General features: G+C 61.4%; 15 protein-coding genes. 10 read left to right on the top strand and 5 right to left on the bottom strand.

Annotated elements, in window-relative coordinates; genetic code table 11:
* Nucleotides 1–366 precede the first annotated feature (366 nt).
* The 10 genes from AC1DD7_RS08025 to AC1DD7_RS07980 all read left to right on the top strand — a co-directional run bounded on the left by AC1DD7_RS08025 (nucleotide 367) and on the right by AC1DD7_RS07980 (nucleotide 9050).
* Entirely contained in the window at nucleotides 367–807 is a 441-nt protein-coding gene (locus AC1DD7_RS08025) for an iron chaperone (RefSeq protein WP_477514527.1), read from the top strand.
* A gap of 640 nt (nucleotides 808–1447) precedes the next feature.
* Nucleotides 1448–2002: an RNA polymerase sigma factor gene (locus AC1DD7_RS08020; RefSeq protein ID WP_477514538.1), complete on the top strand. Its 555-nt coding sequence runs from the start codon at nucleotides 1448–1450 to the stop codon at nucleotides 2000–2002.
* Nucleotides 1999–2856 carry a hypothetical protein gene (locus AC1DD7_RS08015; protein ID WP_477514526.1) on the top strand — a complete coding sequence of 286 codons (858 nt, stop codon included), beginning with the start codon at nucleotides 1999–2001 and terminating at the stop codon, nucleotides 2854–2856. The genes AC1DD7_RS08020 and AC1DD7_RS08015 overlap by 4 nt, the downstream gene beginning before the upstream one ends.
* A 9-nt stretch (nucleotides 2857–2865) precedes the next feature.
* Nucleotides 2866–3291, top strand: coding sequence for a CoA-binding protein (locus tag AC1DD7_RS08010; RefSeq protein WP_216922015.1), 426 nt, complete (start codon nucleotides 2866–2868; stop codon nucleotides 3289–3291).
* An 84-nt stretch (nucleotides 3292–3375) separates the two neighbouring features.
* On the top strand, nucleotides 3376–4266 hold the full coding sequence (locus AC1DD7_RS08005) for a polysaccharide deacetylase family protein (protein WP_477514525.1): 891 nt from the start codon (nucleotides 3376–3378) through the stop codon (nucleotides 4264–4266).
* Between the two features lie 127 nt (nucleotides 4267–4393).
* Complete coding sequence (locus AC1DD7_RS08000) at nucleotides 4394–4804, top strand: MmcQ/YjbR family DNA-binding protein (protein WP_431118080.1); 411 nt, start codon at nucleotides 4394–4396, stop codon at nucleotides 4802–4804.
* 118 nt (nucleotides 4805–4922) lie between these two features.
* Entirely contained in the window at nucleotides 4923–5549 is a 627-nt protein-coding gene (locus AC1DD7_RS07995; protein WP_477514524.1) for a hypothetical protein, read from the top strand.
* A gap of 176 nt (nucleotides 5550–5725) precedes the next feature.
* Nucleotides 5726–7135: an N-acetylglucosamine/diacetylchitobiose ABC transporter substrate-binding protein gene (gene ngcE, locus AC1DD7_RS07990; protein WP_477514523.1), complete on the top strand. Its 1410-nt coding sequence runs from the start codon at nucleotides 5726–5728 to the stop codon at nucleotides 7133–7135.
* Nucleotides 7132–8157 carry a carbohydrate ABC transporter permease gene (locus AC1DD7_RS07985; protein WP_431118084.1) on the top strand — a complete coding sequence of 342 codons (1026 nt, stop codon included), beginning with the start codon at nucleotides 7132–7134 and terminating at the stop codon, nucleotides 8155–8157. The genes ngcE and AC1DD7_RS07985 overlap by 4 nt, the downstream gene beginning before the upstream one ends.
* Nucleotides 8157–9050, top strand: a complete 894-nt coding sequence (locus tag AC1DD7_RS07980; protein ID WP_477514522.1) for a carbohydrate ABC transporter permease — start codon at nucleotides 8157–8159, stop codon at nucleotides 9048–9050. The genes AC1DD7_RS07985 and AC1DD7_RS07980 overlap by 1 nt, the downstream gene beginning before the upstream one ends.
* Nucleotides 9051–9174: 124 nt before the next feature.
* On the opposite strand, the gene AC1DD7_RS07975 is transcribed toward AC1DD7_RS07980, so the two are convergent.
* The 5 genes from AC1DD7_RS07975 to AC1DD7_RS07955 are packed head-to-tail and all read right to left on the bottom strand — an operon-like array spanning nucleotide 9175 to nucleotide 13093.
* Nucleotides 9175–9699 (bottom strand): flavin reductase family protein, encoded by a 525-nt coding sequence (locus tag AC1DD7_RS07975; protein WP_477514521.1) that lies wholly within the window; start codon nucleotides 9697–9699, stop codon nucleotides 9175–9177.
* Nucleotide 9700: 1 nt separating this feature from the next.
* On the bottom strand, nucleotides 9701–10072 hold the full coding sequence (locus tag AC1DD7_RS07970) for a cupin domain-containing protein (RefSeq protein WP_431118088.1): 372 nt from the start codon (nucleotides 10070–10072) through the stop codon (nucleotides 9701–9703).
* A 2-nt stretch (nucleotides 10073–10074) separates the two neighbouring features.
* Nucleotides 10075–11562 (bottom strand): 4-hydroxyphenylacetate 3-hydroxylase family protein, encoded by a 1488-nt coding sequence (locus tag AC1DD7_RS07965; RefSeq protein ID WP_477514520.1) that lies wholly within the window; start codon nucleotides 11560–11562, stop codon nucleotides 10075–10077.
* On the bottom strand, nucleotides 11559–12245 hold the full coding sequence (locus tag AC1DD7_RS07960; RefSeq protein WP_477514519.1) for a DUF2848 family protein: 687 nt from the start codon (nucleotides 12243–12245) through the stop codon (nucleotides 11559–11561). The genes AC1DD7_RS07965 and AC1DD7_RS07960 overlap by 4 nt, the downstream gene beginning before the upstream one ends.
* A gap of 53 nt (nucleotides 12246–12298) precedes the next feature.
* Entirely contained in the window at nucleotides 12299–13093 is a 795-nt protein-coding gene (locus AC1DD7_RS07955; protein WP_477514518.1) for a carbon-nitrogen family hydrolase, read from the bottom strand.
* Between the last annotated feature and the right edge of the window lie 18 nt (nucleotides 13094–13111).

The following is a 13111-nucleotide window of genomic DNA, read 5'->3' as shown; positions in this document are numbered from 1 at the left end:
GACTTGCTGGCTGGCCGAGGTGGAGGAGGTGAACGCGCCGTAGGTTCCCATGCCGGCGACGGCGGCTGCGGTGCCGAGCAGTGCGACGGAAGCGAGGACCTTGCCGGAGGTGGTCTTGAGGCTGATGGCCATGGGAATCAGTGTCCTTTTCGGGAGGCCACCGCTTCCGGCCGGCCGTTTCTGCCGGCCCTGAGTGGCTGACAAGAAACACTGTGCCGGGCCCGGATCAAGAACCACTCCTGCAATCCATCAACACTTGCTCAGGAAAAGATCAAGGGATTTGAGCAGTTTTGAAGAAGCCCGGCGATGGGCCCGGATCTATCGTTGAAATATCCGAAAGATTTCCAGCAGCGAGAGGGGCCTGCCATGACGGAGACCGGAACTACCAAGTCCTACGACGGATTCACCGAGGACGAACGCGCCGCGATGAAGGAGCGTGCGCAGGAGCTCAAAAAGACCAGGAAGGCTTCCAAAGCCGACGGTGAGAGCGACGTCCTGGCAAAGATCGCCGAGATGCCGCCAGCAGACAAGGCCATTGCGCAGCGACTCCACGCGCTGATCCGGGAGCACGCGCCTGAGCTTTCCCCGAAGACCTGGTACGGCATGCCGGCGTATGCCAAGGACGGGAAAAACATCGTCTTCTTCAAGAGCGCCGACAAGTTCAAGAGCAGGTATGCCACTCTCGGCTTCGAAGAGAGTGCGATGCTCGACGACGGCAGCATGTGGCCAACATCGTATGCCCTGACTGAGCTCACCCCGGAGCTTGAAGCAACGATCGTCGAACTCATTAAGAGGGCGGTCGGCTAGCAGAGCGGAACCGGCGACGACGGCGACCATCACCCTGGTAGGTGACGGCCGCCGTCGTACTCGTTTAATCCAAAACCAGCCTAACTTGGCGGCTGATCCGGCTGATGTGTTGGGTCTGGATGTGGTGGAACGGGACCAGGATCCGGAACCGGAAGCGGCCCGGGCGTCGGATTTGGATCCGGAATAGGGCTGGGCGGGAACGGGGTAGTGGGATCCGGTGGTGGCTGGACCGGTCCCGGTTCCGGCGGGAACGGCTCAGGTTCGTGAGTCGGAGGAAGCGTCATCATCTCTCCTTTGGAACTCGGAATTGGTCTTTCTCAGCCTAGTGATTATGTGGGCAGAGTCCAGAGATCAGTGGTCGCGTTGATGTGCCACGAAAAAGTTTTTCAAAAAAGTTCGTACCTCGCGTAACCCTTTGGGGTACCCCGACGATTACGTCTTTGAAAGGGCCGAGCTGGAATTTGTCCCCCATCATGTTCCAGCTCGGTTCTTCTCTTTCCTGATGAGATTTTGAGGGACATGAGGGGCCATCCTTGGGGTGGCCCGGTTGAGCAGATACCCTTGGTGGGTTGCCCGTCGAGCCAAGGCGGACGACCTGGCTCCAAGCCCGGACCTGCCGCCGATCGAAAGTCTCTTTACCGTGACCGACGCATTGACCGACGAAGCGCTTCATGCGCTCAAGGGCAATAACGCGGAACTGTTCAGCGCCGTCTACCAGGCGTACGCCGGACCGGTTCTCGGCTACCTGACCGCTAAAGGCGTCTCAGATCCCGAGGCCATCACTCAGGACGTGTTCCTCGCGGTCCTGCCCCGTTTGGATGAGATCCGGGGAGGAGCAGGCGGACTACGGACCTTCGTTTTTTCCGTGGCCCACGCCCGCATGGTAGATGAGCATCGGAAGCAAAGCAGGGCCCCGGAACACCACGAGTTCGAGCCGGAGCGCGATCCCCGCGAATCGGTTTCTGCAGAATCAGAGGCAATGGGCCTGCTGGCTCCCCAAGAGGTCATGAAGCTCCTGGATTACCTCGGGGACGATCAACGGGAGGTCCTGGCCCTCCGGATCGTGGCAGGCCTGACCGTGGAGCAGGTGGCCGACATCATGGGGAAATCCGCCGGCGCGGTAAAGCAACTGCAGCGCAGGGCTTTGATGACGCTCCGTGAGCATTCGGCAGTAAAGGAATACGTGTCCTCATGACATACAGGGATATGGAATGCAAAGATATCGTCGACGAGCTCCTGCTCGACGCCGGGTCCACTGACGCGCCCGGCCTTCGGCACGCACTGCTCTCCATGCGTTCCTTCGCGGACCTCCCGGCACCTGCTCCGAGCGATGCCTTGGCCGCGATGTTCGCTGGACCTCACGATGAAGTCAGCAAGCGCCGTTGGAGACACAAGCACCGCACGGCTGTGGTGGGCGTTGCCGTTGTTGCGGCCATGGGACTCGGCGTGAGTGGTGTGGCCGCTGCCAGCTCAGGTTTCACCCGCACGCCTACGTTCGTGGATGAACTGCTGGGCAAGTTCGCTCCGCAACCTTCGACCGCAGCGCCCGCACTGCCCACGCCTGATGCTCCGAAGGTCAGCACCGAACCAGCGCCCTCAGTGGATCCCGCTGCCCTCCCGCCAGCCACCGAATCACCTGCGGTGCCCGGAACTCCGGATACTTCCGACGCCGCTGTGCCGTCAGGCCAAGCGCCTGTCCAGCCAGCACCTGGAGTGCAGCCAGCGCCTGGAGCGCAGGCGGCCGACGTCGGAAACGTCCCGGTTTCGGGCGCAGCCGGCGAGCCTCCCCGTGCCGGCAAGGCGAAGCCCGCCGAAGCCGAGCCTCGGGAGACAAAGCTTGAGGCAAAGCTTGGGCAGGCCGGGCTTGAGCCAACGCTCCCCGACGCTGTTGAACCAACCGCCGCGCCGACTAGAACGGCCAAGCCCGCCCCCGCCCATGGTGATAAACCAAGCCAGGCACTCCCATCGCTGGGCGAGAAGCCGGCTCACGAACAGTTCCAGTCCTTCGTGGACAAGCTGAAACAGTGGTTGAGGGGCACGGGACACTAAGCTTGCTTCATGATGCATGTCAACGATCCGGCCGTGGTGGAACGATTGATGCGAACAAAAGGATGCTGGGCAATCGTTGGCCTTAGCAACAATGAGTGGCGCTCCGCATACGACGTCTCCTTGTACGTTCGAGATCGCATGGGCATGGAGATCATCCCCGTGAACCTCAAGGGCGAGGATGTCCATGGCGAAAAGGGATACAAGTCGCTCGCGGATATTCCGGCCGAGAAACACCCCATCGACGTCGTGGACTGCTTCGTCAACTCCCAGCGGGTGGGCGCAGTTATTGATCAGGCAATCGCCATCGGTGCCAAGGCTGTGTGGCTGCAGCTGGGCGTCTTTGACGACGACGCCGTGCAGCGTGCACGCGATGCAGGTCTGGACGTCGTGGTCAATTCCTGCCCGGCGCGCGAAGGCTGGCATTACGGCCTGTAATCCCCAAGGTGATTCCTTTGCTAATCTGCAGCTGACTCATTCTTTTAGCCTTGGGGGACGGCCATGTGTGGCGACCATTCAGCGGTGCCCATTTCCACACCAGCTTCCACACCAGCCAGGCGGGCCGTCCTAGGGATCTTCGGCGCTTCGCTCGTTGCCGGTTTGAGTGCCTGCGCTGCACCTGAAACCACAGCACCTGAAACCACGACGTCGGAGCTGCCGCCTGGTTCCGCGTCTGCATCGCCCGAGGTGCCCGGCCCGAACGGTGGGCTGTCGGTGGGTGGTGAGGTGCCGCCGTCGTACAGTGCAGCGCCAACCCCAACGCCCACCGCCACGAAGCGGATCCGGCGAACGTTCATCCCGGACTACCAGCTGCCGCCGATCGTTGGCGGCCTTGCGCCAGTGATCACCAAGATCGAGACCAAGCACCCGGTAGTGTTCCTGACGATCGACGACGGCAACATCAAAACTCCGGAATCGGTCAAGCTCATGACCGACTACGACTACCCGGCTTCCCTGTTCCTGACCAAGAACACGATCGCGGACAACCCCGCCTTCTTCGACGCCTTCAAGGCCCAAGGCAGCCTCGTGGAGAACCACACCGTTACGCACAACATCAATATGGTGCGGCAGTGGGGCTACCAGCAGCAGTTGAACGACATCGTGGGCATGCAGGACTATGCTTTCCAGCATTACGGTCGGCGTCCCACGCTGTTCAGACCCCCGGGCGGAGCCTACTCCAACGTCATGCGCCAGGCGGTTGCCGCCGCTGGAATGAAGGCGGTCATCACGTGGGAGGCCAAGGCGAACGCCGGAAAAATGGACTACCAGGTTGGTAACTCACTGCGTCCCGGCGACATCGTGCTGATGCATTTCCGTGCCGAGTTCGCCGCGGACCTCGCTGCGTTCCGTGCTGCACAGTTGGCCGCGGGCCTGGAAGTGGTGCTGCTGGAGGACTTCCTGGGCGTGGCGTAGGGGTGCCCGTTTGCCCCTTTAGATGATCCGCTGCGCGTTAGACGACTCCTACCATCGAGTGCGCAGCGGCCCATCGAAACGGGGACGAAGTCAGCGCCGAAAAAGTGGGCCGGGTAAGCTCACCTCCATGGATGTTTCCCAGCTCCGCCAGATCTGCCTGGGCTTTCCCGGGGCCTTTGAAGACTTCCCGTTCGGACCTGAAACGTCCGTGTTCAAGGTGCGTGCCGCCGTCGCGGGTGGAGCGCGGCACGAGGCCAAGATGTTCGCGCTCTCCGCCATGGATCCTGACAACTGGTCGGTGAGCCTGAAGTGCGAGCCCGCGTTGGCCGAGCAACTCCGTGCAGCGCATCCCGAGATCACTGGTGCCTGGCACATGAACAAGACCCATTGGAATGGTGTCCGGTTGGATGGAGCCCTTCCCGATGACATGATCCGGGACATGGTGGAGGACTCCTATGATCTGGTGGTGGCTACGCTGAGCCGCAAGCAGCAGGAACAGCTCGGCTGGGCGCGGCTCGTCAACCGCCCCGGCCTCTGAAGCCGGAATGCCCCGGGCCTGACACGGCATCGCACCCTCCCTCCCCACGCCGCTGACATGGGGCTAGATTGATAGTGCAAGCCAACGGGCGCAGCTGAGGCTGGTCAGGAGCGGGTTGATGCTGGATCAGGGAACTTTGGACCACTTATGGAACTTTGGCGATCCGGCAGCGTCCGAAGCCAGGTTTCGTGCAGCAATGCTGGAGGAAATCTACGACGTCGATGACCGGGCTGAGCTGGCAACCCAGCTTGGCCGGGCCATCGGTTTGCAGGGCCGGCTGGATGAAGCCGATGCGCTCCTTGACGGCATCGACGGCGACGAACCCACCGTGGGCGTGCGCGTCCTCCTGGAGCGCGGCCGGGTTCTGAATGCCGGCGGGCACGCTGCGATGGCAGTGCCGCTCCTGGAGCAGGCGGCGGAGCTGGCTGACCACCTTGGTGAGGAATTCCTGGCTGTGGACGCGCTGCACATGCTCTCCATTGCGGACGCCGCCCACGCCGAAGCCTGGATGCGCAGCGCCCTCGAATATGCGTCCACGGCCCATCATGAGCGAACCAATCGATGGATGATTGTTTTGCACGCAAGCCTCGGCTGGTTTCTGCACGGTAACGGGCGCTTCACCGAGGCCATGGTGGAGTTCCAGTTGGCCGAACAATGGGCGGAACGACTGGGAACTGAGCGGCAAAAGCTGCTCGCGCGGGAAGCGATTACCGAGTGTGGAAAAGCCCTTGCGGAGGGTCCGTAGAAGATCACGCTTTGACAAATGTTGATCGAAACTACCGAGAAATATTGATTTTCGATCATTCGTGGTGAAGTATGTCACACGAAGGTTGGCGCTGCAGAGTGGCCAACCCAGACTGTCCGACTTTCCGGCCGCCTGCCGCAACAGTCGACATTTCGAGTCACTGGAGGGTTACGAAAATGAACGTTCAGCACCAGTCCCTTGGCCGCCGCGGATTCCTCCGCGGGGCACTCGCAGCTGCGGTGCTCGTCCCCATGGGGGGATCCATTGCGTCATGTGCAGCAGGTGGTGGCGGTACCACTGCCGGCCCAACGGGCGCCGTCTCCGACACCAACCCTTTTGGCATGGCGGACAAGTCCACCGTTGACGCCGTGATCTTCAAGGGCGGCTACGGCATCGACTATGTCGATTTCGCCGGCAAGGCCTTCGAAAAGGCCCACTCGGGTTCGACCGCCAAGATCGCCCCGTCCACGGATATCGCGCAGGAGCTCCAGCCGCGCTTCGTCGGTGGCAACCCGCCGGACCTGATCGACAACTCCGGTGCCAAGGCCATTGGCTTCAGCACCATCCTGGCCCAGCTTGAGGACCTCACCAGCGTGGTGGAGGCCAAGAACCTCGAAGGCAAGGTCATCAAGGACACCCTGTACACCGGCGTGCTCGCTCCCGGGACATTCGAGGGCAAGCTGGCCGCCCTGAACTATGTGCTCACCGTTTACGCCATGTGGTACTCGGACTCCCTGCTCAAGGAAAACGGCTGGACCGTCCCCAAGACCTGGGATGAAATGTACGCGCTCGGCGAGCAGGCCAAGGCCAAGGGCAAGTACCTGTTCCTCTGGGGCAAGGAAGCTGCCACGTATTACCAGGAAATGGCGATCGCTTCCGCTATCAAGGAAGGTGGCGACGACGTCCGGCTGGCGTTGGAGAACCTCAAGGCAGACTGCTGGTCGCACCCGGCCATTCAGTCGGTCTTCACCGCTTTGGACAAGATCGTCAAGGCGGGCTACTTCAAGCCCGGCGGTTCCGGAACGCAGTTCACGGCAGCCCAGGCCCAGTGGAGCAACGCCCAGGAAGCAGTGTTCTACCCGTCCGGTTCGTGGATCGAAAACGAAATGAAGGACCAGACCAAGGCGGACTTCAAGATGACGGGCGCGCCGGTGCCTTCAGTGAGTGCGAGCCCCAAAAAGCCGTACGCCTCGCTGCACAGTGCAGCAGGCGAGCCCTACGTGGTTCCCTCCCAGGGCAAGAACGTTGCCGGCGGCAAGGAACTACTCCGCGTCATGCTCTCCAAGGAAGCTGCTACCAACTTCGCCAAGACCAAGCTTGCTCCCACCATCGTCAAGGACACCGTCCCGGCCGATGGCTTCGGTTCAACGGCGTTGGTCTCGCAGACAAAGCTGCTCGGCGATGCAGGCGAGAACATCTACACCTGGAACTTCATCGACCTTTACGGCACCAACAAGGACCAGCTCGTCGTCTGGAACACCTTCCTCGATGGCAAGTCGGATGTCCCGACGCTGACCTCGGCCCTGCAGAACATCACCGACAAGGTCCGCAATGACAGCTCGGTCAAGAAGATTGAAGTGAAGTGACGGTAGTGAAAACCAAGCAGAGCCGGAACGACGACGGCCTGGCCGCCGTCGTTCCGGCCATGGCCCCACCGGTTGTGGTGAGGCGCCGGCGCAAGCCGCTGACGTGGGACAAGGTCAGCTTCTTCGCGGTGTTCCTTGGCCTGCCGCTGGCGATCTATCTCTTGTTCGTGATCTGGCCGTTCATCCAGGCCTTCGGATATTCCTTGACGGACTGGTCGGGTTTTTCGCCCACACAGAACTTCATCGGCTTTGAGAACTACGCCCGGATCTTCTCGGACGACATCTTCATGAAGGCCATGGGGAACAACATCCTCCTGGTCATCGTGCTGCCAATCGTCACCATCATCCTGAGCCTGGTGCTCGCTACCATGGTGACCGTTGGCGGGAGCAGCAAGGGCCAGATCAAGGGCCTGCGCAATTCCAGCTTCTACCGTGTTGTTTCGTTCTTCCCGTACACCATTCCTGCCATTGCAATCGGCATTATGTGGGGCCAGATCTATGATCCGTCCGGCGGCCTGCTCAACGGGATCCTGACCGGCATGGGCCTGGACCAGTTCAAGAGCTTCGCGTGGCTCGGCGATAAAAACACGGCCATGATTGCCACCATGTTCGTGATTGTCTGGGGCTTCGTTGGCTTCTACATGGTCCTTTTCGTGGCCGGTATCAAGGGCATTCCTGCTGAGCTGTTCGAGGCCGCAAGGATCGACGGCGCGGGAAGGCTCCGTACCGCCGTGTCCATTACCATCCCGCTGATCAGGGACAACATCCAGACCGCCTATATCTATATGGGTATCCTGGCGCTCGATGCGTTCGTTTACATGGCGGCACTGAACTCCGGCGGCGGCCCGGACAACTCGACGCTCGTGATGGCACAGCAGTTGTTCTTCACGGCCTTCAGCAAGGGGCAATTCGGACTCGCCAGCGCCATGGGCGTTGTCCTTGCTGTGGCAACCCTGATCTTCTCCGGCCTGGTGTTCGTGATTAACCGGCTCACTGGTGGCGACAAGGACGTGAGCATCTAATGACAACAAAAGTCTCAACCCCTGAAATGAAGTCGCTGCATTTCCAGCCGCGCAAACCCGCCACTACGCCCGGGGACAAATTGGTGGGGGCAATTTCCCACACGGCACTGACCATTTGGTCGCTCATCGTGATCCTGCCGTTGTTGTGGACGTTCATGTCGTCCTTCAAAACATCAAGCGAGATCTTTGCCTCGCCGTTCGCTTTGCCCTCGCAGTGGCGGTTCGATAACTACGTGAAGGCCTGGAGTGAGGCCGGGATCGGGAACTACTTCCTGAACTCGGTGGTTGTGGTGGGTTCGGCACTGGTGATCGTCATGGTGCTCGGTGCAATGTGCGCCTACGTCCTGGCGAGGTACACGTTCCCGGGCAGCCGGGCGATCTACTACCTCATGCTGGCCGGCCTGACGTTCCCGATCTTCCTCGCCATGGTCCCGCTGTTCTTCGTGCTGAAGAACATCGGACTGCTGAACACCCTGCCGGGCCTGATCATCGTGTACGTAGGGTTCGCGCTGCCGTTCACAGTGTTCTTCCTGTTCTCCTTCTTCAAGTCGCTGCCGCACGAAATCACTGAAGCAGCAGCACTTGACGGCGCAGGGGAGTGGCGGACATTCTTCCAGGTCATGCTGCCGATGGCCAAGCCGGGCCTCGCCTCGGTTGCCATCTTCAACTTCCTGGGCCTGTGGAACCAGTTCCTCATCCCTGTGTCCATCAACGCTGCCGGGCCGCGCGTTCTCTCGCAGGGCCTCGCGGCCTTCGCCGGCCAGATGGGATACGCCGTGGACTTCGGGGCACTCTTCGCGGCAGTCACTGTCACGGTGGTTCCGGTCCTGATCGTCTACGTCATCTTCCAGCGTCAGCTGCAGGGTTCGGTCTCGCAGGGCACCTCGAAGTAGCAGCGCCTGTACGGTGCTGACCTTCTTTGAAGACGGAACGCCCCCGACGCGCCGCAATTAGCGGCGTGTCGGGGCGTTCGCGCCTCAAAGAAGGTCAGGAAGCGACGGCTCCTAAAAACCTAACTCAGAACATCCAGGGGATCTCCGCGTGGCCGAAGTCGGAGAACGAGCCGAAGCGGCCCGCCTTGAACGCGAGCACCTCGCCGTCCCGGTCCCGGCACGTGGTGACCTGGCCGAAGAAGACCTGGTGATCTCCCACGTCGTACTGCTGCACAACGGTGCAATCAGCCTGGGCGAGGGCGCCCTTGATGACAGGAAGTCCATTCTCGGTCACGTCGAATTCGCCGTCGCCGAAACGGTCGCCGCCTCGCACCGCAAAGCGTCGCGCCATCGACTCCTGCTTGGCCCCAAGGATCGAGACGGCGAACTTGCCACTCTCGATCAACGCCTCACCGGTCCGGGTGCCGAAGTTCAGCGAGATCATAAGGATGGGCGGTTCCAAGCTGATGGAGGTCAACGAGCTGATGGTCATCCCGTACAGCTCATCCTCGTGCTTGGTGGTGACCACGGCGACACCCGTGAGGAAGCGGCCCATGGCGCGGCGCATTCCCATGGCATCGGGAACAGTGAAGAGCGGTGCGAGGCTCATGTCAGTTGCTCCGCTCGGCTTGTACCGGATCGGTGTAGTACCGGACCTCGAACATCTTGGCCCCGGATTCGGAAACCCACGGACCGTGTTCCATGCCCGGCGGGCGGGTGGCCCAGTCGCCGGCCTTGAAGGTCCTGCCCAGGCGCTGGTCCACGAACGAGCCTTCGAAGATGAAGACCTCTTCCCAGAAATCGTGGGTCAGGACGCCGTTGGGCGAAGTGTCCGTGCCGGGCTCGAACTTGAGGATGCGCGTGACGCTGTCGTTGTCTGAATCCCGGGCAAGGATGGCCTCGGACAGGCCCTCAATGTGCGGGTTGCAGGGAGCAAAGTCCACCGATGAGGTGGGGGTGAACTCGAATTCGGGCTTTGCCATGGCTATTCTCCTTCCATGCCGTTGACGCTGCCGTCTACTGGGCCGTTGATGCTGTAGGAACCAAGGTACTTGTCCAGCTCAGCCACCAGGGCGTCGTAACCGTAGTTCCGGTAGGTGTAGGCTCCGCGGACCACGAACGGGGCGCCCGCGTAGAACATTTCGTACTGCTGGTGGCGGCCGGCGAATTCGGAGCCGATGATGTCCCAAGCCAACTTGAACAGCTTCACGCGCTCTTCGCTGGCAACACCAGGGGACTGCACGTAGCGTTCCATGTCCGGACGGGTCACACTGCTGGTCATGTCGGCAACGCTGGACGGTAGCTGCAGCACGCCACCACCAACCAGGTCGCGAAGGATCGAAATCACCCGCGGGTATGTCTCGGACTGAAGACCCATGGCCCCGTAAAGGGCGCTCTTCCCGGGAACCACCATGCCGGCGTCGTCAACCGTTGCCGTGTATTCGGCCGCAAGAACTGCCGATTCAACGGACTGGACGATCGCGGCGAGCTCGCCAAGCTTCTCCTGGACTCCGGGGATCTTGTCCGTGCCGTTCACCTGGGTGACCTTGCGGGCAACAGAAGCAATGAACTTCAGCTTGGTGGAGAACCGGATCTGGGCCTGCCAGTTTCCCAATGCGTGGGCACCGGTATCGAAGAACTGGCGCCGGAGGGTATCGATGTTCCGGTTGATGAACACGCGGTCCCAGGGGATGAGCACGTCATCGAAAACTACCAAGGCGTCGGGCTCGTCGTAGTGGCTGGTCAGCGGGTAGTCGAAGTCGCTGGTGGCTGCCGGCGCGAACGGACGGCGGCAGTACAGCTTCAACCCGTCAGTCGCCACGGGAACGGCGAAGCTGACGGCAAAGTCCACGTCATCCGGACCCAGCGGCTTGATGCAGGTGACGAACACTTCGTCTGCAATCGCTGCGCCCGTGGCAAGCATCTGCGAACCGCGGACGATGATGCCTTCCTCGGTTTCACGCACGACGCCGACCTGCAGGTATTCGCCTTCCCAACCGGACGCAGTGGTTGCGCGGGAGACCTGCGGCGGGATGATCGCGTAGGAAAGGTACAGGTTTTCGGACAGGATCTTCTTGTAGTACCGCTCCACGTTGCCGGCGAAGTCGCGCTCGTCATTCTTGAACACGTCCGCGTGGGAGCCGAAGGCGGCGAAGAAGGTACCCACGTGGTCCGGGCTACGGCCTACCCAGCCATGGGTGTGCTTGGCCCACTTTTCGATGGCGTGGCGCCGGAGGACCAGCTCTTCCTGGGTGCGCGGAGCAGCGAAGGTGCGGTTCGCGGGTCCATCAATCTCTTCCGAATGGAACTGCATGCCGTTGCTGGGATCGGCTGCGATATCGAACAGCTCAGCCATGGTCTGGGCAACCTTCGCGAACGCCGGGTGTTCCAGGACGTTGCCAACTACCTCGCCATCGAGGATCACCGTCCGGCCATCGTTCAGGGACTTCAGGTATTGCTTTCCGGTTCTCATCGAAGTGAGCCTTTCTTGATTTTGTAGTTGTGTTCGATTCTCGTCCCATTGGGGAACGAGAGCTCTACTTTCCAGGAAGTTCCGTCAACGAACTTCCCCTTCAGCAGTGGCAAAGTGCCACCCAGGCACATGAAGTCGGCGTCACCGATGTCCGTCCGCGCCAGGAGCTTTTCGACGACGTCCGCCGGCTTGCGCAGGCCCGCCAACGAACCCTCTTGGTACAGTTCGCCATCCACCCACGAGCGGGCGGTGCACTGGTCAAGGTCCAGGTCCTCGAGTGAGGGGACTTCGATGACCTCTGCGGCGACGGGCTTGGGGCATGCCCTTTTGGAATCGCCGATGTCCTGGGCTTCGATGTCCCTGTCCGTGTGGTCGGAACCGATGCCGAGGTAGAACTTGCCGTCGTGGCGAATGTAGAGGGGCTCAATCTCGCCGGAGGTCAGGTTGTTGCTGGTGTCGTGTTCGCCTGATGTATCGAACAGGTGCGAGTCCATCCGGTAGAACATGGGCACTTCCGGCGGCGGAGCTACGCCAATGGCTGCCAGCTCGTCGATGTGATGCTGCACGGCCTTGGGATCCCTGCCGGTGTAGCCGGCCACTACTGCGTGGAAGTCCGAGACCGTGATTGTCTTGTCCGTGCCCACCACCCTGAAGGTGAGTGGGACTTGCCTTGTTGTTTCCATTCTGTCTCCTTGAATGCTGCCTAAATCGTCGTGGGTCAGTCTGGCCAAACTGGTCAAACGGCAAGGGCGTCGTAGGCCGCGAGCCGATCGCCAATAACCGGGAATTCGGTGCGTACGGCCTTGACCTGATCCGGATCGATGTCCACCATAAGCACCGATTCCCCGGCCCCGGCTTCGGCGAGTACGTTGCCGGCCGGGTCCACCACCCGGCTGTGTCCTCCGAGCTCCACGCCTTCCTGGCTGCCTGCGGCGTTGCAGGCAATGACGAAGATCTGGTGCTCCAGCGCCCTCGCCGTTGTGAGTAGTCGCCAGTGTTCGCGACGCGCTGCGGGCCAGGCTGCAGGGACGATGACGATTTCCGCACCCCGGGTGCTCAGCTCCATCCACAATCCAGGGAACCGGAGGTCATAGCAGGTGATCCCGGCCGTAGCTCCGAACGGCAGCTCCACCACCGGCAGGGAGGATCCCGCCGTAAGGAGGCTGGCTTCCTTGGACTTGTAACCAAAGACGTGGATCTTCCGGTACGTGTGCAGGATTTTCCCGTCCGGTCCCAGCAGGATGGACGTGTTGCTGAGCCGGCCGTCCTCGCCGGCCTCGATGATGCTGCCGACGTGAAGGTACACACCAAGCTCTGCCGCCACCCGTGAGCACATGGACACCGTGGGGCCAGTGAGGGTCTCGGCCAGGGACTGATACTCATCGAAGTGGAAGTATCCGGCACTCCACAGTTCGGGGAGGACGATCAGCTCGGCACCGTCGATGCCGCGAAGAATCGCTTCCACGCGATCGATCCGCTCCTCACGGGTTTCCGAATCCGGGCTGGCCACCTGGACGAGTGCGACTTTCATGGTTGTTTCCTTACTTTC

This window comes from Paenarthrobacter sp. 10L412 (assembly GCF_056395565.1).
This window is presented reverse-complemented; position numbering and strand designations above follow the sequence as displayed.

Coding starts and splice junctions, on each gene's coding strand:
- AC1DD7_RS07970 (WP_431118088.1), bottom strand. CDS start 10,072: ATGGCAAAGCCCGAATTCGAGTTCACCCCCACCTCATCGGTGGACTTT.
- ngcE (WP_477514523.1), top strand. CDS start 5,726: ATGAACGTTCAGCACCAGTCCCTTGGCCGCCGCGGATTCCTCCGCGGG.
- AC1DD7_RS07955 (WP_477514518.1), bottom strand. CDS start 13,093: ATGAAAGTCGCACTCGTCCAGGTGGCCAGCCCGGATTCGGAAACCCGT.
- AC1DD7_RS07965 (WP_477514520.1), bottom strand. CDS start 11,562: ATGAGAACCGGAAAGCAATACCTGAAGTCCCTGAACGATGGCCGGACG.
- AC1DD7_RS07975 (WP_477514521.1), bottom strand. CDS start 9,699: ATGAGCCTCGCACCGCTCTTCACTGTTCCCGATGCCATGGGAATGCGC.
- AC1DD7_RS07980 (WP_477514522.1), top strand. CDS start 8,157: ATGACAACAAAAGTCTCAACCCCTGAAATGAAGTCGCTGCATTTCCAG.
- AC1DD7_RS08015 (WP_477514526.1), top strand. CDS start 1,999: ATGACATACAGGGATATGGAATGCAAAGATATCGTCGACGAGCTCCTG.
- AC1DD7_RS08025 (WP_477514527.1), top strand. CDS start 367: ATGACGGAGACCGGAACTACCAAGTCCTACGACGGATTCACCGAGGAC.
- AC1DD7_RS07960 (WP_477514519.1), bottom strand. CDS start 12,245: ATGGAAACAACAAGGCAAGTCCCACTCACCTTCAGGGTGGTGGGCACG.
- AC1DD7_RS08010 (WP_216922015.1), top strand. CDS start 2,866: ATGATGCATGTCAACGATCCGGCCGTGGTGGAACGATTGATGCGAACA.
- AC1DD7_RS08000 (WP_431118080.1), top strand. CDS start 4,394: ATGGATGTTTCCCAGCTCCGCCAGATCTGCCTGGGCTTTCCCGGGGCC.
- AC1DD7_RS07995 (WP_477514524.1), top strand. CDS start 4,923: ATGCTGGATCAGGGAACTTTGGACCACTTATGGAACTTTGGCGATCCG.